The sequence below is a fragment of the Burkholderia sp. Ac-20353 genome, assembly GCF_017104785.1.
In the GTDB taxonomy this organism is placed as follows: domain Bacteria; phylum Pseudomonadota; class Gammaproteobacteria; order Burkholderiales; family Burkholderiaceae; genus Burkholderia.
Genome location: NZ_JAAGPL010000084.1, coordinates 17,959 through 35,389, shown reverse-complemented (window position 1 = coordinate 35,389; position 17,431 = coordinate 17,959). Strand labels below are relative to the sequence as shown.

The window sequence follows — 17,431 nt, the reverse complement described above, 5'->3', positions numbered from 1 at the left end:
CGCCGCCGAGCGCGCCGGTCGCCGTCGACACGAGCCCCGTCACCGGCCCGAGCGGATTGGCCGCGCCCGGTGCGCCGCCGCCGCCGAGCAGTGCGGTGCCTGCGGTCGCGACCGTGTTGCCGGTGGCCGTCACGACGTTGCCGACGCTGGTCGTGACCGGGTTGTTGCCGGTCTTCGCGATCGTCGTGCCGGCGCCCGCGACGCCGTTGCCGACAGTCGTGACGATGTTCGTCAGCGGCGTGCCGAGCGGCGTGCCCGCCCCGACCGTCTGCGTGAGCGAGCCGACCGTCGACGTGATCGGCGTGATCGCCGAGCTCGCGGCACCCGTGACCTGCGCGACGGGGCCCGTCGACAACTGCGTGCCGAGCGTCGCGCCACCGCCCGCGAGCGTGTTGCCGAGCGTCGTGATCGCGCCGCCGACCGGCGAAGTGACGGGCGCGAGCGGCGACAGCGCCGAACCGCTGCCGCCGAGGCTCGATACGACGCCGCCGGTTGCGGCGACCGCGTTACCGAGATTCGTGACCACGCCGCCCGTGCTCGCGACCGTCGTGCCGACCGGGTTCGGCGACGCGCCGAGCTGGCCGAGCCCCGAGCCGATGCCGTTGCCGAGCGTCGTCACGGCGGCGCCCGCGTCCTGCACGACGGTGCCGAGACCTTGCGTCGTCGCGGGGCTCGCACCCGGCAGCGACTGGCCGGCGATCGTCGTACCGACGCCGGAGACCGCGCCGCCCGCGGCCGTCACGATGTTGCCCGATGCCGCCGCAGTCTGGCCGACCGCGTTGGCGGACGTGCCGCTGCTACCTGACGTGCTGCCGGTCGTGCTGCCGGTGGTGGTGCCGCTGCCGCTCGCGCTGCCGGAACCGCTGTCGCTGGCCGAACCGTTGCCGGAGGCGCCCGTCGTGGCGGTCGTGTTGCCCGAACCGGAACCGGAGCCGCCGGTGCCCTGGCTCAGCGAGCCGGAGCCGCCGCAGGCGGACAGCGAGAGCAGGGTCGCGACACCCGCAGCGATCAGGGTCGTTCGGAGTGCTTGACAATGGATGTTCAGCATGGTCGTGTCTTCCTCGTGTCGAATCAATGGAGCAGGGTCAGGCGGGCATCGCCGTCGGCGATGCGTCGCTGGCGAACATCTCGCCGAAGTGTGGATGGGGGCGGCATGTCATCGGTTGTCTCCCTGTCTGGCCTGTCGTCGTGCCGTGATGTTTGCCTGGGTCGGAATCCGGATCGCGTTTGAAACGAACGGCTGACATTCTTTCGTATTGCTTTCCGATCGCGCCGTGATTCATCGGATTCTTCGCAATCAGAGTAGGGGAACGGGCGCGAGACGTCCTTTAACCTTCGTTAAATTGAAGTAAGCGTCCGATTCATTCGTCCGACCGGGGAATGCGATGTCAACGCGGTCGCGGATCGCAGCGAGAGGGGATGAGAAGGATGAGAAGGAGGAGAAGGAGCGCAGCGGGAGAAGGGAGAGGGGGACGCAGGCAGGCACGGCTGCGGGCGCGTGCGCGCGGCAGCGGCCTGCCCTCGACAGCCGGGCGCGTGGCCGCGGCTGTCGATGCGGCGGGAAGCTCAGGCCTCGGGATACCAGGCGTCGGTGAAAGCGCCGAGCTCGACCTGTGCGAGCTCCGGCCGTGCGTCGAGCCACGCGCGTACGGCTTCGCGATCCGCTTCCGTCGTCGTGCCGCGCGGCGCGCCGGAGATCACGTACGCGGTGATGTCTTCTTCCGCGGCCGCGACGGTCAGCAACCCGTTCGCCTCGACGAAGTCGATGAACGCGTCGATCAGTTCGCCGCGTTCGAGGTCGCTCGGTTCGCCGCGGAATTGCGCGGACACGGTGAAGGCCAGTTCCTGGAATTCGCCGATGTGGAGTTTCTTGCGCTGGCGCCGGTTGTGTTGCTTGCTCATGATGTTCGATGCGTGAGTGTCAGGGTGGAAAGGAAAATGCCGCGCGCGGCGCAGGAGCGCGCATTGCGCGCAGCGGCACGCGAAGCGCGAAAGCCGCGCCGGGCAGGGCTTTCGCGGCGGCCGGATGGTCGCGCTTTACATCAGCACGATGTCATACTGCTGCGAGGTGCCGTGTCATGCAGTGTCATATCACCTCGCAATATCTAAATTTCTGCCATGAAAACAAACATCTAGGAATTTTCCCGTCGCGTAGCATATCATCGAACATCATCGGATCTCTCATCCGATGGGTAGCTAGACGGGTAGCTAGGTGAGTCACTGCTCGGGAGTGCGAGTTTATGGCAAAGTCCCTATCGAATGTTCTGAACGACGTTGAGCTACGCAAATGGATGCGTGCCGGCGTCCCGGTCGCCAAGTCAGATGGCGGTGGTCTGACCTTCACTCTATCGGACGCTGGGACCGCTGCATGGGTTCTGCGCTATCGGCACGGAGGCCGCCGCCAAGAAATAACGCTCGGCCGGTACCCGGACATGAAGCTTGCGGAAGCGCGCACCATTGCGGCAAAGAAGCGCGTGGTTCTCATGGACGGCAAGGATCCTGCGGACGAGATCCGCAAAGCCAGGACACGTAAGGACTGGACAGTGCGGCAGCTCATCAATGATTATCGCGAGAAGAAGCTGAGCACCCTTGCATTGAGCACACAGCGCAGCTACGGGCGCAATCTGACGCGAATCGAGAACGGCATGGGCGGCATGTCCATTCAATCGGTCGGTCCGGCCGACATCATCGCCGAGCTCGAGAGGCACAAGCTTGGATGGGTCGAGACGTTCACCCTTTGGTGTGTTTTGAGGGGAATCTTCAAGCACGCTGCGGGCAAAAAGATGGTCGTGGCAAACCCATGTGCCGGCATTCTCCTTGAGTCTGTCATCGGAAAGCGGCCCGACGTGAAGAAGCGTTTGATGCTGACCGATGAGGAACTCCATGTGCTGACGAACGCGAAAATGCGGGATGAGAACCTCTATGCCATTCGCGTGGCGCTCGCAACTGGCGTTCGCATCTCGGAGCTGTACACGGCAGCGCGCGAGAATTTGCACTTGAACGAGGCTCGATGGCATATACCAGCGAGCAAGACGGGCCCAGAAATGGACATCCCTTTGGCGCCCGTGGTTGTTGAATGGTTTAGTCGTCTACTCCAGCTCGCAGGTAACTCCGAATTCATCCTGCCGGCGCGATTGAGGAATCGCCTTGAGCGACACGGGGGCGATACATACGTCTCTAAGGATGCGATTCGCGAGGCGATCGACTACTGGATCGAGAATCACGAGCCGAAGATTCGGCGTTTCACCCCGCACGACCTGCGCAGCACTATGAAGAGCCATATGCGCAAGCTCGGAATTGCGCGCGACATCACCGAAATGTGCCTCAACCACAAGCTCAAAGGCGTCGAGGGCATATATGACCAATACACGTATTACGACGAGCGTCGACGTGCGCTCGAGCTTTGGGCGCAATTTTTGATGACATGCGTGGCTGGGAAGAAGTGGAACGTCGTGCCTCTTGAGCGAACTGCTTGATCACTTTTACGCCATTGGCGGAAAAGTCCGCGGGTAGCCGCCCAAGTGTTGCCACGATGAAATCGCTAATTAAGTCGGACTCCTGAGAAACTGCTTGTAAACGACGCAGGATGGACTATAGTGAAGTCGTGCCCGAGACAGCGGGCGCCGGCCCTGGAAAGCCGTATTATCTGAGCGCACGAACCGCGCAGAGCGGTTTTTTTGTGCGTGCTACCATCGTGCGCCTCTTCAATGGGCGGGCCTTGGTGGGGGCACCTTCGGGTGCGCCGGTTTCTCAGATTACCGGTTTCCAGCCCTGCCATGCGCCCGCTCACCCCGACCAAATACGGGGCCCGGGGAAATCGAAGTCGAAGAGGCCAATCATGTCTAACACGCTGGATGGTAGCTCGAGAATCCCCTCAAACGATCAACGCAACGGCATGTGCGATGCACATCCGGATGAGACATTCGCTGACGCAAGGGCGGCCGTCGCTGCCGCATTTGTGTCAGCCGATGCAATGACGGATACCGCTGCTCCCGCAGGCGAGATCTGGACCGCTGATTGCGATGGACCGGCCGGAGCAATCATGGGGGTGTTGCGAGACCTTTCTCGATGGGATCTCGCATTCGTGATGGCGGCGTGCGGCCCATTGCTTCCTGTGCCGCTGCCCGATGCTGACGGTCGTCGCTCGTCTTGCCTCGTTGATGCGTACCGGAGCGCAGTCGACTTTATTGTTTCCTTCGAGCCGCGCTTGGGTCGTCGGCCGCGAGCTTTGACCCGCCGGCTCATCGCAATGCACTTTGGCGTGCGAGACACATATACCGAGATCGCCGATGTGCACGGCATCCATCGAACGACGGCGGCGCGTCATCGGCGCGCAGTCTCCGACGCGCTGTCATCGGAAGAGCGTGCAATTTGGTCGCGCCTGGCGGCGCGCCTTCGTAAGATCGGCGCGATCAATGACCTATCGATCAACGCGTCGCGCGCTGCCTGCAGCGGCGTCCTGCATGTGACGACATGACTTTGCTTGACAATCGACATTTGATGTCGAAAAATAGGCCCATTCCTATACCGTAGGAATGTTGCGTCCAGAACCCGTCCGAGTGACGGGTTTTTTTGTTTTCCGCCCTGTTAGCTGTCCGCATGGATCGGTCAATGTCCGGTTGCGACTGCATTGAGCGCTATGACTTTGCTTGACATTGCACGTTGGGTGCGCAAAAATCGCCCTCAACCTATACCGTAGGATTACTACGTCGAAACCCGCCAGAGTGGCGGGTTTTTTTATTTCTACCCCCTCCGCCGACCGCGTGGGGCCCGATGCCCGGCTTCGCTTAATGCGCTGCCGGGCATTTTTTTTGGGAGTCGCGAATGCATCATCCGTTTTCCGATCTGCCAGACAGCGCATTGATCCGCCAAAAAGATCTCGTTCCGAGCGTGGTTGGCATCAGCGCCGCGACGTTCTGGCGTCTCATCAGGGCAAAGAGATTTCCGCAACCGGTCCGCGTTACGGCGTCAATCACGGCGTTCCGCGTCCGTGAGGTGCGTGAGTGGCTCCAGAATCCGGCCTGCTATCACGTCGATGACGTGCAGGGCGCAGAGAAGAATTCCGTGGAGAACTGAGCCATGGAGCCGAACCACCAAGGTGACGAACGCGCGATCCATCGGCCACCAATCGCCGAGATTCAGCGCGGTGCACGCGAGCGCTTGCGTATATCCATTACGGAGATCAGAGGGCGCGCATATGTCGATTGCCGCGTCTGGTACGTCGCATCAGACGGTCTTTTTAGGCCGAGCGGCAAGGGCGTTTGTATTCGCCCCGACCACCTTGCGCCGCTTATCCAGGGATTGGCGATGGCGGCGCGCGCACTCGAGTCGGGGGGGCGCTAATGGCCCGGTTCCGAAGCATCAAGCCTGAATTCTGGACTTCCGAACAGGTCATGTCGCTTTCGCTTCCGGCGCGACTGCTATTCATCGGCCTCTGGAATTTCTGCGACGACAATGGCGTCCACCCGGCAAGCACGATCCGTCTCAAGGCTGAAGTGTTCCCGGGCGATACGCTCGATTCGGCTGACGTTCGCCGAATGATCGACGAATTGATAGCGGCACGACTGGTCAACGAATACGAAGTCGACGGCGATCGATTCTGGATCGTAACGGGCTGGCATCACCAGAAGATCGATCAACCCACGTTCAGATTCCCGCTCCCTGACGGCACTATCCCTGCGGGCGCGCCGAGAAGGCGCAAGCAAGCGGCGGCGCGTGCCGGTTCGGCGAATGATCGCGGAGTGTTCGGCGAACAATCATCGAACGATCAGCGAACGTTCGACGGGCGTACACCCCCGGAGTCGAGTCGAGTCGAGTCGAATGGAGCGGAGTGTGGTTCTAACAGTCGTCGTCATAACGCTGCAGGCGCCGAGGCTGTGGATAACTCCCCGGACAGCCAGCAAAAAACCGAGACGACGACTGAGGGGAATCGTGCCGATTCCCAAAACCTGAACCCCGGTCTTCAAGAATCGGGCGATAGCGGGGCTGCTGATGCTCCGGACGACTCAGCACACGGGGAAGGCGGCGCGAGCGGCATGGCGGGTGGAAATCGCGAGCCGGAGGACGATATTCCCCCGCTGGCGGTCTCCGTCGAATGGCTCATCGAGCGCGGTGTGCGGATCGACGCATCAAACGACCTCCTGATCGGCTGGCGGCGCGCGGGCGTCACGGAAGGGCAATTCACCCTCGCGATCGCCAAGGCAAAGCAGTACAAGCTCGCCCACATCCCGGCGAACTATCTCGCCACGATCATCGAAGAAATGGTCAATCCGCCGGAGCGGGCTGCAAAGCGCATCGCGATCGGTGACGACCTCGAAAGCCTCCAGGCAGCCGCCAAGGCGCTCGGAATGGACGGAGGCCGCCAAGGCGAAAGCAAGGCGGCATACAAGGCTCGCATTCTGGCGCGGATGCATGAGGGGAGGCAGCCGGCATGACGGATGATTGCGCTGTCGGGATACGGCTCGCATGGGGAAAGCTCTTCTCCGGCGATCTCGTTCTCCACTTCCGATGGGGCTTGATCTTCATCGTCGAGGAACTGGCGGATCTCGAGTCCTGGCCCGATGCCCAAACCGCGCGGGCGCTATACGAAATGGCTCTCGGCCCCGTCGGCGACATCCTCCCGAACTTCCACCACTTCCTGATGCGCCTGGAGGCAGCTCGAGCTGCGTATTGGGCCATTCAGGATATCCGGCGGCAATGTTTGCAAGGGGCGGTCCGATGAAGGAGGCACGATTATTCGAGACCTCTTCGGAGCTGCGGACCATGTTGCAGGCGCTTAAGCATCGAGATAACGCCGTCGCGCAAGAGCTTCGTCGCCGGATCGAGATGCAGCGCGACGCCGTGGACGACCTGGGCAAGTTCGCCGCAAGCCTGAATCGCTACGCTTACGGATGGGCGCTCGAGAGATTGCAAGGGGCGGAATCCGGCTTCTGGAATGTCGAGCAGCTCGGGACGATGCTGCTCGAGCTGGAAAACGACTATGTCAAGGCGGCGGCGCGGGCACAACGATCGACATCTGGGAGGAGATTCGCTCCTTTCTGGCGGGCATTCAATGAGCTCGCACGTCGGCGCACGCACCATAGTGCCGAAAGCGTCTACCAGGCCGTGCTTGCGTCTGGCATCCCGCATCCGCATCCCAAGTTGAGTGTCGCCAAGAAGCGTTACAGCAAGTTGATGCGCGGAATCTCTTAGACATGCAGAACGCTTGGTCGGTGAGTGGCGGCGCGGCAAGATGAAGCCACCCACATTCTTCTGGAGTACCTCATGCTAGCAACACCCGTGACCTGGAATGCGCCGAGCACCGCCAACGCGCAGCTAAGCCCCCTCTTCGACTCGGCCGGCGGCGTCAGCAATGTGCTGGTGCAGCTCACGGAGACGCAAGTCATCAATGGCGTTATCACCCCTATCTGCCCGCATCAGCAATGCACCGGCGTTTTGAACATCGGCAGATACGTCCCCGCCCGATACAGCGTCGACGGCCAGGGAAACGACGTTTGGATGACCCCGGAACCCGGCCCGCGTCGACTCTATGGCGTCAGCGGCTGGATCCTGGCTCAGTGATATCCCTTCTGCCTTGGAGAAGCATCCATGTTTAAACGCAATCTCGACCGCGGCGACTTCAGCAAAACCGATGAACGCATGCTGCGGGAACTGCGGGAACTCCGCGCGTTGCCCGATATCGAGGCCCGGATCAGTTCCGCCGAACAGCAAAACGTCGCGAAGCGGACCAAGCTCAAGCAGCAATTGGATACGCTGAGTGAGCGACACGACCCGGCCCTCGAGGCTGCTGCCGCGAAATGCACCGAAGCGGCCAACAAGATCGAAGTGCTTCGCGCGCAGATTCGCGATGCCGAGGAGGCGCATCGGGCAACGGTTGCGGCTACGTGGCATCTGGAATCGTTGAAAAACCGCGATGAATTCGACGCTAGGCGCGAGTTGTACGACGGTCGCGATCCGCGACTAGATCAATATCTCGTCCATCTCGGAACCGCACTGAGCCTTGTCGGACATTGCACCAAGCTCTGGATTCAGCATGAGGGCCACAACTGGCTTGGCAAGCTCGTCCATAGGACGATGTCGAACCAAGACGAGGTAGTGACCGCCATGAATCTGCTGAAGAAGGCGCGCAAGCAAGTCGAAGGTCTGGCTCTTGAGCCATTGACGCGCACCGAAATCAGCGGGCGCTTGACATCAATCACCGGCGATGTCGCGCCGACACTCAAGAAATTTTCAATCGGATGGCCCGCGCTCGATAAGGATGGTGAGGTCGAGTTGCAATCTCCTCACGCAAATGCCCTTGAGGTGCTGCGGAAAAACGGTGTCGCGACGGCCGGAGATCTCTCTCCCGACGTGCTCGCCAGCAAGATTCGGAAGGCAGAAATCGATGCGCTGGACACCGGCGGCGCGGTCACGGTCGGCGACATGGTCGTTGGCAGGCGTCGCCGATAAGCATTGGAGAGGCGATTCATGAATATCAAAATTTTCAACGTCTGCCTCTTGCTCGGATGGCTCATGGTTCTCGCCGGCGGCGTGATCGTCAATCCGGGATGGGGTGTCGCCATCGCTGGCGCCCTTATGGTCTTCATGACGCTGGCTGCGGCGTACATTTCTGGCTGGGCGCGCCCGGCGAATCGGAAAGCCAACCAAAGCGAGGCGGCCTAATGTTCATCTCAAGCATTCGCGCCGATGCCGGCGACACGTCCGATAAATCGCCTTGGGGGAACTTCTGGTTTGCGCCGCTTGGGTACCGCTCGACGGCCGGCTCACGCGTGACGCCAGCATCGGCGCTGACGTTGCCCGATGTCTTGGCGTGTGTGCGTGTGCTGGCTGAATCCTTCGCGATCATGCCGTTCGAGCTCTACAAGCCGACGTTCGGCGGCGGCCGCATCAAAGCGCACAATCATTGGCTCTACAGGCTGATTGAGAAAGCACCCAACCGCTTTCAGACGCCGTATGAATGGCGAATGATGTTGCAGGGGCACCTGGCCCTCCGCGGAAACGCGTTCAACCAGATCTCCGCGAACAGCAACGGCGAAATCACGGAGCTGTTGCCCCTACATCCTGACCGCATGTCGATTGAGCCGCTGGACAACGGATCTTTCCGCTACCGGTACATCGACCAGTCGGGACAGACCGTCTACTTCAGCCGCCACGACATCTGGCATCTGCGTGGCCTCAGCGACGATGGCTATATGGGGCTGAGCCTCATCGGCCTGGCGCGTGAGGCATTCGGCGAGGGACTGTCGATGCAGGACTATTCGACCCGGTTCTTTGCCAACGATGCGAAGCCTGGTGGCGGCTGGATTGAGTATCCGGGCACGTTCGGCAGCAAGGAAGGCAAGCAGCAGTTCCGAGACTCCTGGCAGTACATGCAGGGCGGCGAGAACCACGGCAAGGTCGCAGTTCTCGAGCGCGGCATGAAGTTCCACGAGCTTGGCCTTAGCAACAAGGACAGCCAGTTCATCGAGGCGCGCGGGGCCAAGACGACAGAGATCGCGCGGATCTTCCGCGTACCACCGCACAAGGTCGGAGACCTGAGCAAAGCGACCTTCAGCAACATCGAACACCTCTCCATTGAATTCTGGACCGACACCATGCTCCCGTGGGCGCGGCTCTGGGAATATTCAATGTGCTTCAACTTGCTCGGACCGGATGCCGACCTCGATCCGGAGTTCGATCACAAGCCCATGATGCGCGGCGATGGCACCTCGCGCGCGACCCGCATCAGCACGCTCGTCCAGGCCGGCGTGATGACCCGCAATGAAGGCCGAGGCGAGGAAGGCTATGACCCGATCGACGGTCTCGACAAGCCGCTGATGCCGCTGAACATGAGCGTTGTCGACGGTGCCGGCAAGGGCACGAAATGATCAACGGCGATGTCAAGGGAGTGAATTCATGAGCAACGAAAACGTCACCCGCGTAACCGTAGATGCGTCCGGCTATGAAGCTGGGATGGATCGCGCGAAGCGCAGCGTTGAATCGTTCCTCGCCTCGCAGGAGGCTGCCGCAAGGCGCACTAGGGCTGCTCAAGATGCAATCGCCGAAGCCGCCGTGAACGGAAGCAAGGCCTCGGCCGGTGCGATCAACTCGTTCGTGCAATCAACCGCGCGGATGGCCGACGCCGCCGGCAAGACGCGAAGCCAGTTGCTCGAACAGAAGGCCGCAGCGCTCGGCGTGACCGATTCCATGGCGAGCTATATCGCCAGGATCCGCGAAACGGAAAACGCGCATCACAAGCTGAATTTCGCCACGGCCGGCGCGCGGCGAGAGATGCTCGTGCTCGCGCACGAGGCGTCGCAGGGCAACTGGAAGCGGTTCGCCGGCTCGCTGATGGTCCTCGGCGAGCGGACAGACGCGATGTCGATGATCATGAACAAGAGCGTTCTGTCGATCGGCGCGGTCGTCGGGGTGGTCGCGATGGCCGCTAGCATCACCTATAAGGCCGCCGAGGCCATGGGGAAATATGGCGACGAGATCGACAAGATTTCGAAGCGGACCGGAGCATCTACCGATGCTGTTCAGCAATGGATGTTCTCAGCCAAGGCATCCGGCGTTGACGCCAAAGAGGCCGCCAAGTCACTCGGCGATCTCGGTGAGGCGCAGAACAAGGCGATTCACGGAAACAAGAATGCCGCCGCGGCGTTTGCCGCCATCGGGATTTCGCTGAATGACCTGAAGAAGAATAGCCCGTCCGACCTGATGCCGCGAATCGCCGACGCTTTCCAGCAATCTGCGGATGGCGCTGGCAAAGCCGCCGTTGCCAATGAGATTTTTGGGGCGTCCGGTGAGGATCTGATCCCGGTCCTGAATCGCGGTGCCGCCGGCCTGGCGGCACTCGGAATCGAGGCGCGCAATGCAGGCGCGATCATTGGCAATCAAGCCATCGCGCAGATGAAGGCATTCGAGGAGCAAATGAATCTCTCCCGCGCCAAGATGGATGCCATGTCCATGAGCGCGAAGACGGAACTCCTGCCGACGATCCTCGCTGTCACGAACGCGTTTAGCGACAACGCGACGATGGGGCCAGTCCTGCATGACTTCTATGCGGGTGTGGCGCAAATCGCAAAAGGCGCGGCAATCGGTCTTTATGCGGTAGTTACCGCTTCACGCGAAGTTGCGGCCGGCCTCAATATGATTTCGAACATCGGCAGGGCTGGAGCGATCGCGCAGGGCATCAAGGAAATCGGGGATGCTCAGAGCAGCTACGAATCCTTCCTCAAGGCGATCAATTCTCCGCCCCGGGAGCCGATGGGGCCTCCTGATTGGGCCAGAAACAAGCGGAACATCGATTTCTCAAAGGGCGAACATACTCCCCGTGTCCCTCACGAGAAGGCCTATCACGACGACGCCGCGACGCGATTCATCCAACAGCTTCGCGACCAGGATGCCTCGACTCGAGCCGCTCTTGATTCGAATGGCAGGCTCACGGAGGCAGAGAAGCGCCAAGCCGAATTCCTGCAGAAGATCGCTGACCTCAAGGAGCGCAGGATTCTCACGGTCGACGAGAAGAGCCTGCTCTCCGCGCAGGACCGCATCAAGGCGCAATTCGCCATCAACGTCGCTCACGAGCGCGAGCTCAAGCTGAAGGAGGACATCCAGAAGCTCGACGAACGGTCGGCGCAGATCCATGCGCAGATTGGCAACTATCAGCGCAACCAAGTGGAGCAGCACCAACGCGAGCTCGGCGCGTTCGGGATGGGCAAGGATGCGATGGCGCAGGTGCAGGCCGTCAAGTCGATCTATGCCGAATACGAGCGCCTGCAATGGCAGCTCGAGAAGGAGACGCCGAAGAGCGCGCGCGGCTCGCAGCAATACCTCCAGGCGCAAGCGGATATCAAAGCCGGTCTCGATCAGTCGCTGAAGGATTATGACGACTATTACGCTTCGCTGAAGGCAAAGCAGGAGGACTGGACGAACGGCGCCGCGACCGCTTTCGCGAACTACATCGATTCGGCGCACAACGCCGCAGCCGAGGCGCAGGAAGTGGTAACGCGTTCCCTGAAGGGCATGGAGGACGCCATGGCCAGCCTCGCAACCACGGGCAAGTTGAATTTCAAGAATCTTGCCGACGGGATTCTTGCCGACCTCAATCGAATGGCGTCCCGCGGGCTGATGTCGAAGCTCTTCGAGAACATGTCGTCTATCGGCGGCTCCATGGCTGGAGGGCTGTTCGCGTCCCATACCGGGGCAACCGCGACCGCGGCGAACGCGCTTCCTGGTGATGCTCTGGACAACCTGATGAAGCTCACGAAGGGGTTCGGCACGGCCGGAAGTGCATTTGGCCTCGGCAGCCTTCAGAAAGGGATTCAGCAGGCAGCCACGATCAATGCGGCGACTGCAACCGTCGCCACCATGACAGTCGGCGCGCTCGTCGGTGCGAGCGGCCTCGGTGGACTTGGCGGCTCGCTGGACAGCATTCTCGGCAGTCTGGGTAACGGGAGCTTTGGCGGCGCGTTCGGATTCACGGATGCCGCCTTGACAGGATCTGCAGATGCGGTCGCGGCCGGCGCAATGGCGGACAGCTCGACCTCCGGCATGTCTGCGTTGATGGGGCTATTCGGCGGTCTGCCGGGCCGCGCCGGCGGCGGCGGCGTGGACGGCGGCACTCCCTATCTTGTCGGCGAGAAGGGGCCTGAGCTGTTCATTCCCGGGCAGTCGGGCGGCATTGTTCCTAATCACGCGCTGCGCACGACCGGTGGCGATGGCGGCGGCCAAGCAGGAAGCCGCACGCACAACTACTTCATGGATATCTCGGTGCCACCCGGCACGACCCGCGCAACGGCCGATCAGCAGGCTCGCGCAATCATGGAGCGCGCGCAGATCGCGGCGGCGCGGAACGGCTGATGCTGCCACGCATGACCATTGTGGATACCACCACCAAGAGGTAACGAATGTCCAACTACAGCACGCTGCTTGATCTGATCTCGCCCACGCAGGCCAACAAGGAGGCGGTCGTCAACGCCAACTTCGACGCGGCCAGCCCTTCCATGATCTGGGGACGCCACGCGTTGACTACTGCCGGCCTGACGTGGGGCTACTACGGCGGTCAGTACGGCGGCAACGCCATCGCAAATGGCACCGTCACGCTCACGGCGTCGACAACGAACTACGTCTATGCGGACAACGTCACGGGCGCGGTATCTGTCAACACGACAGGCGTGCCGGCCGGGAAGATCCCGTTGTATCAGATCACGACCGGTACGATCACCGTCTCGAACTACACCGACCTCCGCAGCTACGCGCCGGCCGGTCTTCTTGCCGGCACCGTGAGCAGTGTTGGCGCGACCGGCGGCGTCGAGACCGACCAGTCAGGCGGCGGTGCCATCATGTCGACCGGCAACATTCGCACCAACACCCTGTTGGCCGGCGGCGCCATACAGACCGCCGCCTACACTTTCGTCACTGGTGATCGCGGCAAAGCGCTCATCACGAATAGCAGTTCTGCTGTATCGCAGGCGCTCCCGACGCCGACCGGATCCAGCGGCAACTTCCCCGGCGGTTGGTGGGGGCACGCCGAGAACATTGGCGCGGGCGTGTGCACGCTGACGGTGCCATCGGGCGTGAACCTGGACGGCGTGACGAACGGGACGCTCGCGCTGTCGCAGAGCAATGGCGTGAAGTTCTTCACCGATGGCACGAACTGGTTCACGATCCGGGGCATCGCCGGTTCCGGCGGGTCGACAACGCTTGCCGGCCTGACTGACGTCAATGTCACGGAAGGCGCCGGTATCGATGGCAAGGTGCTGACGTGGAATAACACGACTTCGAAGTGGATTGCATCCACGGCCGGCGGAGGCAGCCGCACGGCGCCTAGCATCGTTCAATCTCAATGGACGGGGGGCTGGACGGGCGGCACGCCGACAACTACTACGCTCACGCTCAGCTCGACCCCGACCGTCGGCAATACGCTCGTCGCCATTGTCAACGGTTACGGCACAACCATCACGCCGTCCGACCTTCGATGGAACCAGCTCGGTCAGTGGAACGATACTTCGGCGCAGTGTATCGCCGTATTCTCGCGCCCGGTCATCACGGGTGACGGTACGTCATTCACGTTCAGCGCTCCTGTCAACCAGCCGTTGCAGGGGATGCTGTACGAGATCAGCGGCGCGGGCGAGGTGAAGGCATGGGGCCGGTTTGACGGTAAGGTCGCGAGCTCGGCCACGGAGATCCTTGGTGGCTTCGCGCCGTGCGGTAACTGCTTGATGATCGCGGCGCAGGAGAACGCTAACAATAACGCGACGGCGACGTTCTCCTCTGGATGGACGGCGGACCACAACACGGCGACCGTATCCAGCGGGTTCAACCAGAACAACGCGCACCAAGTAGTTTCCACGGGCGGACCGGTGCGCGGCCCGCAACTCACGTGGACCAACGCCTCCACCAGCTTCAACTGCCCGGCAACCATCGTGGCCTGCGTGCCGCCGCTCTGACGCGCGCGATTCGCCGGCCGGAGAGTCAATGCGATTGATTCTCGTTTTTGCAAAGCGCGGCCATCGGCCAAACAAATGAACGAGAACGATTCTCGTTTGCAAGGGAGGGGCGGTCAAATCTCTGCATGTTGCGCCGCGGGACACCGCGCATCCTCGCAGGCAGAGAAAATCGAACGAATCTTGATTTCCATCTTGATTTTTATTATATCAACTTAGGAAATAATCAATGGCAGCGGGACACGGAGGGAGCCGGATAGGTTCGGGCCGGCCGAAAAGTTCGGCGAACGGCAGGAAGGCTCCGGCGACGGTGCAGGACCGTGCTGCGCCGGTGGCACATGACGGTCCGGTGACGCGCTACGACAATGCGCTGACGTACCTGGAAGCCGTCGTGCGCGGCGATGAGCCGGCCGATCCGTTGCGGATTGCGGCGGCGCGTATCGTGCTGCCGTACCAGGCGCCGAAGACGCGTGCCCCAGTGGAGAGCCCCCCGCCGAGCAGGCTGCGAGCGAACGAAAAGCGCGCCAGGGAGTCGTCTGAGGCTGATGATTGGGAAAAGCGTGCAGAGGCAGTGAAGGCGCGATTCAAGAAAGGAGCGAAGGATGCGTGAGGTTCAAATCAAACCGTTGCCTGCCGAAATGCGCGGGAAGAAATTCCGGCCGATGCCGCAACCGATCTTCGCTGGGTATAACAGCGATCCGACTCAGGAGGAAATCGAGCTTGCGATTGCGCTATTCGAGGAACTCGATCCTGAGTCGCAAGAGTGGTATGGGGGCGCGCACTTCGTCGAGAGGATGCGCGAAAAATTGCGCTGAGCGCCCCCGCCGCATCTCGTCGTCAGCAATCGCGAAAAATAGAATCCCGATGATGAAGATTGGTAACGATCGCAGACACACTTTGACGCAGTGCCGCGTTGCGATTACAATCTGCGCCGCGGGGTGGAGCAGTCTGGCAGCTCGTCGGGCTCATAACCCGAAGGTCATAGGTTCAAATCCTATCCCCGCAACCAACATAGAAGCCCGCTTAGCGAAAGCAAGCGGGCTTTTGCATTGGACCGGCCGCATCGTATAAAGCAGGCTGTATGTAGCGGCGCGCGGCATGCACGCCACGGTCAATCTCCAGCGAGCGCGCGGTCGACCTGTTCTATTGGTACCATGCCACACTTGTTCAGTCGCAATTGACCGGTCCTTACCATCTTGCATACCGTCATTCGGCTCAAGCCAAGCATCTCTGCCGCCTGCTTCTGTGTTACCTGCAGCGGCCTAGGATGCGACTCAGCATAAAGTCGTACCGCACGCATTGCGATTCGTAACGCATCCGCCTCATCAATTCCTTGGTATTCGGCCCCCACTTTTGGTCCTTGGCCGGCCTGCTTCAGCTCGGCCAGTCTTAGGCGCAGCCATTCGTCGAAATTGATTGCAAGATCCCGATCTGATTTCACGTGCCGCCCTCTAGTCGTATCGACGATTGACTGATAAGTCATAAATTCACGCGAAAGCACACAAAATCAGTGATTTTTGACAAATAAGTCAGTTATGCGAATTTTTACTGATGCCGCCTAATTTTGCCAGCAGGATGCCGCTATTCCAAGTGATTCCGGATGGACATTATGACTGAAAGGGGCAGGGCGACGAGAAACTTGAGGCCGACTAGAATTTTTGGAAGGTGTATGCATATACATGGATGATGCCAGAGCACATGCAGGTATACGATTGTCCTCAGGATTGAAGCTATGTTTGCAGCCGCGGCAAGCGACTTTCGTCCGCTCACAAATTTTTCCAGTAAACGCCTCGCATCCTTTTTAATTTCCCGCATAGCATCCCTCGCCTAGCTAATGGTCATTGATGCACTGATCGTAGCTGGACGGGTTTGATTAGAAATCGAATGTTAAAAGTCCCAGATTTATAATGGCAATTTTACGGGGGCGTGGAAATATTGATTGGTGGGTCTGTGCGCGCATCCCGTGAACCCAGCGTCCAATATAGGTCTTTAGCTGACACCGCTTCCGCAGGCGACAATGCGGCAATCAAAGGCGGAGAGGTTAGCCGATCACTTGGCCGCAACCGTCATCGGAATAATCGGCCTATGTCCGTATCATGGCAACGCGATCGTCGAGGAACCATACGCGGCTATCGGCGCTCCCCGGGGGGGGGGCTTAACCTTGCGCACGAGATGATCGAGTTTCAGGTGTGAGAGATAGTCGCGGTAGACTAGGTCAATCGGCACGACTGCGGCGGCGGAGTACTTTGCCATCAGCAGTAAGACGGTATTCATGGCCATCGTTCGGGTAGGGCGCTTAGCCCGGAGGTTTCCCGTTAGTGTTGCGCGCGATTTTCAGTGGTGGCTTTCCGGCCGCAACCAATTTTGCGTCGAGCTCTGCTCGGCGTGCTTGCGCCCGCGCGGGCTGTACATAGTAAAAATCGAACAGTTGCTCGAGTACATCGAGGTTCCATTCCGCCTCGTGTGGTTCGACAGGCAGGATCTCTCCGCTGCTGGTGTCCTTCATCGGGTGGGCGGCGAAGTTCCCGATTACGCGTACCGCGTCTAGATTCTCCGAGATCGCGCTGGGCAGCTGATTGGATGCTAATGCCGCCTCGATGGCCGGCGCGAGATCCCGTTGCTCAAAGCCATTGTCTCTAAGCAGGGCCTGAAGACACCGACGGCTCAGCGCCGCAGATGCCTTTGGGCTGCTCGCGAGCACCGCGCAAGCTTCGTGATAATCCTCGGCAATTTGATCGGGAACTTCATCTGGCGCTGGCTGCCGTCCGGTACTTTTGGGGTAGACGAGGAATGGCTCGACATCGTCTGCGTACAAGTATTTAGTGCCAGGCTTGAATTCGGCGCGCAGCACGATTATTGCTTTGCCGCAAGCGGGACACGCCATGTGGCCGGCAGACCAGAATTGTTTCCCGATGGCGGACCATTCATGCTGAGCATTTAGCTTGGTCTCTCGAAAGGCCTCGTGTATCCCCTTGCTGCAATGTGGACATTCCATAGTCGCC

Annotated in this window: 20 protein-coding genes and 1 tRNA gene; 16 read left to right on the top strand and 5 right to left on the bottom strand. The window is 60.8% G+C overall.

Going from position 1 to position 17,431, the window contains the following annotated elements:
* On the bottom strand, positions 1–1,048 hold a 1,048-nt coding region (locus tag G3N94_RS22990; protein ID WP_205794856.1), incomplete at its 3' end, for a collagen-like triple helix repeat-containing protein.
* A 518-nt stretch (positions 1,049–1,566) separates the two neighbouring features.
* The gene (locus G3N94_RS22985; protein WP_205794855.1) at positions 1,567–1,902 is read right to left on the bottom strand and encodes a 50S ribosome-binding protein YggL; all 336 of its coding nucleotides are present in this window, start codon (positions 1,900–1,902) and stop codon (positions 1,567–1,569) included.
* Between the two features lie 338 nt (positions 1,903–2,240).
* Between G3N94_RS22985 and G3N94_RS22980 the strand changes: the two genes are divergently transcribed.
* The 16 genes from G3N94_RS22980 (at position 2,241) to G3N94_RS22905 (ending at position 15,438) form a co-directional block, all read left to right on the top strand.
* Positions 2,241–3,476, top strand: coding sequence for a site-specific integrase (locus tag G3N94_RS22980; RefSeq protein WP_205794854.1), 1,236 nt, complete (start codon positions 2,241–2,243; stop codon positions 3,474–3,476).
* A 362-nt stretch (positions 3,477–3,838) separates the two neighbouring features.
* Complete coding sequence (locus tag G3N94_RS22975) at positions 3,839–4,477, top strand: hypothetical protein (RefSeq protein WP_205794853.1); 639 nt, start codon at positions 3,839–3,841, stop codon at positions 4,475–4,477.
* 347 nt (positions 4,478–4,824) lie between these two features.
* Positions 4,825–5,076: an AlpA family phage regulatory protein gene (locus G3N94_RS22970; protein ID WP_205794852.1), complete on the top strand. Its 252-nt coding sequence runs from the start codon at positions 4,825–4,827 to the stop codon at positions 5,074–5,076.
* Positions 5,077–5,079: 3 nt separating this feature from the next.
* Complete coding sequence (locus tag G3N94_RS22965) at positions 5,080–5,343, top strand: transcriptional coactivator p15/PC4 family protein (RefSeq protein WP_205794851.1); 264 nt, start codon at positions 5,080–5,082, stop codon at positions 5,341–5,343.
* Positions 5,344–5,393: 50 nt separating this feature from the next.
* Entirely contained in the window at positions 5,394–6,434 is a 1,041-nt protein-coding gene (locus G3N94_RS22960) for a hypothetical protein (protein WP_205794850.1), read from the top strand.
* Positions 6,431–6,721, top strand: coding sequence for a hypothetical protein (locus G3N94_RS22955; RefSeq protein ID WP_205794849.1), 291 nt, complete (start codon positions 6,431–6,433; stop codon positions 6,719–6,721). Before G3N94_RS22960 ends, G3N94_RS22955 begins: the two co-directional genes overlap by 4 nt.
* Positions 6,722–6,762: 41 nt before the next feature.
* Positions 6,763–7,191, top strand: coding sequence for a hypothetical protein (locus tag G3N94_RS22950; RefSeq protein ID WP_205794848.1), 429 nt, complete (start codon positions 6,763–6,765; stop codon positions 7,189–7,191).
* Between the two features lie 72 nt (positions 7,192–7,263).
* Positions 7,264–7,560, top strand: a complete 297-nt coding sequence (locus G3N94_RS22945; protein WP_205794847.1) for a hypothetical protein — start codon at positions 7,264–7,266, stop codon at positions 7,558–7,560.
* 27 nt (positions 7,561–7,587) lie between these two features.
* Positions 7,588–8,448 (top strand): hypothetical protein, encoded by an 861-nt coding sequence (locus G3N94_RS22940; protein ID WP_205794846.1) that lies wholly within the window; start codon positions 7,588–7,590, stop codon positions 8,446–8,448.
* Between the two features lie 18 nt (positions 8,449–8,466).
* The gene (locus tag G3N94_RS22935) at positions 8,467–8,661 is read left to right on the top strand and encodes a hypothetical protein (RefSeq protein ID WP_205794845.1); all 195 of its coding nucleotides are present in this window, start codon (positions 8,467–8,469) and stop codon (positions 8,659–8,661) included.
* A complete protein-coding gene (locus tag G3N94_RS22930) occupies positions 8,661–9,866 on the top strand; it encodes a phage portal protein (protein ID WP_205794844.1) in 1,206 nt (401 codons plus the stop codon). Before G3N94_RS22935 ends, G3N94_RS22930 begins: the two co-directional genes overlap by 1 nt.
* A gap of 28 nt (positions 9,867–9,894) precedes the next feature.
* Positions 9,895–12,843 (top strand): phage tail tape measure protein, encoded by a 2,949-nt coding sequence (locus G3N94_RS22925; protein WP_205794843.1) that lies wholly within the window; start codon positions 9,895–9,897, stop codon positions 12,841–12,843.
* A 47-nt stretch (positions 12,844–12,890) separates the two neighbouring features.
* Complete coding sequence (locus G3N94_RS42560) at positions 12,891–14,432, top strand: hypothetical protein (RefSeq protein ID WP_241022024.1); 1,542 nt, start codon at positions 12,891–12,893, stop codon at positions 14,430–14,432.
* 346 nt (positions 14,433–14,778) lie between these two features.
* Positions 14,779–15,039 carry a hypothetical protein gene (locus tag G3N94_RS22915; protein WP_205794842.1) on the top strand — a complete coding sequence of 87 codons (261 nt, stop codon included), beginning with the start codon at positions 14,779–14,781 and terminating at the stop codon, positions 15,037–15,039.
* Positions 15,032–15,244 carry a hypothetical protein gene (locus G3N94_RS22910; RefSeq protein WP_205794841.1) on the top strand — a complete coding sequence of 71 codons (213 nt, stop codon included), beginning with the start codon at positions 15,032–15,034 and terminating at the stop codon, positions 15,242–15,244. The genes G3N94_RS22915 and G3N94_RS22910 overlap by 8 nt, the downstream gene beginning before the upstream one ends.
* 117 nt (positions 15,245–15,361) lie before the next feature.
* A tRNA-Met gene (locus G3N94_RS22905) sits at positions 15,362–15,438 on the top strand.
* Positions 15,439–15,540: 102 nt separating this feature from the next.
* On the opposite strand, the gene G3N94_RS42555 is transcribed toward G3N94_RS22905, so the two are convergent.
* The 3 genes from G3N94_RS42555 to G3N94_RS22890 form a co-directional block, all read right to left on the bottom strand.
* Complete coding sequence (locus tag G3N94_RS42555) at positions 15,541–15,912, bottom strand: helix-turn-helix domain-containing protein (RefSeq protein WP_241022023.1); 372 nt, start codon at positions 15,910–15,912, stop codon at positions 15,541–15,543.
* A 611-nt stretch (positions 15,913–16,523) separates the two neighbouring features.
* Positions 16,524–16,703: a pyocin activator PrtN family protein gene (locus tag G3N94_RS22895; RefSeq protein WP_205794840.1), complete on the bottom strand. Its 180-nt coding sequence runs from the start codon at positions 16,701–16,703 to the stop codon at positions 16,524–16,526.
* Between the two features lie 22 nt (positions 16,704–16,725).
* Complete coding sequence (locus G3N94_RS22890) at positions 16,726–17,424, bottom strand: DUF4145 domain-containing protein (protein WP_241022022.1); 699 nt, start codon at positions 17,422–17,424, stop codon at positions 16,726–16,728.
* Between the last annotated feature and the right edge of the window lie 7 nt (positions 17,425–17,431).

Coding starts and splice junctions, on each gene's coding strand:
- G3N94_RS22985 (WP_205794855.1), bottom strand. CDS start 1,902: ATGAGCAAGCAACACAACCGGCGCCAGCGCAAGAAACTCCACATCGGC.
- G3N94_RS22980 (WP_205794854.1), top strand. CDS start 2,241: ATGGCAAAGTCCCTATCGAATGTTCTGAACGACGTTGAGCTACGCAAA.
- G3N94_RS22975 (WP_205794853.1), top strand. CDS start 3,839: ATGTCTAACACGCTGGATGGTAGCTCGAGAATCCCCTCAAACGATCAA.
- G3N94_RS22970 (WP_205794852.1), top strand. CDS start 4,825: ATGCATCATCCGTTTTCCGATCTGCCAGACAGCGCATTGATCCGCCAA.
- G3N94_RS22965 (WP_205794851.1), top strand. CDS start 5,080: ATGGAGCCGAACCACCAAGGTGACGAACGCGCGATCCATCGGCCACCA.
- G3N94_RS22960 (WP_205794850.1), top strand. CDS start 5,394: ATGTCGCTTTCGCTTCCGGCGCGACTGCTATTCATCGGCCTCTGGAAT.
- G3N94_RS22955 (WP_205794849.1), top strand. CDS start 6,431: ATGACGGATGATTGCGCTGTCGGGATACGGCTCGCATGGGGAAAGCTC.
- G3N94_RS22950 (WP_205794848.1), top strand. CDS start 6,763: ATGTTGCAGGCGCTTAAGCATCGAGATAACGCCGTCGCGCAAGAGCTT.
- G3N94_RS22945 (WP_205794847.1), top strand. CDS start 7,264: ATGCTAGCAACACCCGTGACCTGGAATGCGCCGAGCACCGCCAACGCG.
- G3N94_RS22940 (WP_205794846.1), top strand. CDS start 7,588: ATGTTTAAACGCAATCTCGACCGCGGCGACTTCAGCAAAACCGATGAA.
- G3N94_RS22935 (WP_205794845.1), top strand. CDS start 8,467: ATGAATATCAAAATTTTCAACGTCTGCCTCTTGCTCGGATGGCTCATG.
- G3N94_RS22930 (WP_205794844.1), top strand. CDS start 8,661: ATGTTCATCTCAAGCATTCGCGCCGATGCCGGCGACACGTCCGATAAA.
- G3N94_RS22925 (WP_205794843.1), top strand. CDS start 9,895: ATGAGCAACGAAAACGTCACCCGCGTAACCGTAGATGCGTCCGGCTAT.
- G3N94_RS42560 (WP_241022024.1), top strand. CDS start 12,891: ATGTCCAACTACAGCACGCTGCTTGATCTGATCTCGCCCACGCAGGCC.
- G3N94_RS22910 (WP_205794841.1), top strand. CDS start 15,032: ATGCGTGAGGTTCAAATCAAACCGTTGCCTGCCGAAATGCGCGGGAAG.
- G3N94_RS42555 (WP_241022023.1), bottom strand. CDS start 15,912: ATGACTTATCAGTCAATCGTCGATACGACTAGAGGGCGGCACGTGAAA.
- G3N94_RS22895 (WP_205794840.1), bottom strand. CDS start 16,703: ATGAATACCGTCTTACTGCTGATGGCAAAGTACTCCGCCGCCGCAGTC.
- G3N94_RS22890 (WP_241022022.1), bottom strand. CDS start 17,424: ATGGAATGTCCACATTGCAGCAAGGGGATACACGAGGCCTTTCGAGAG.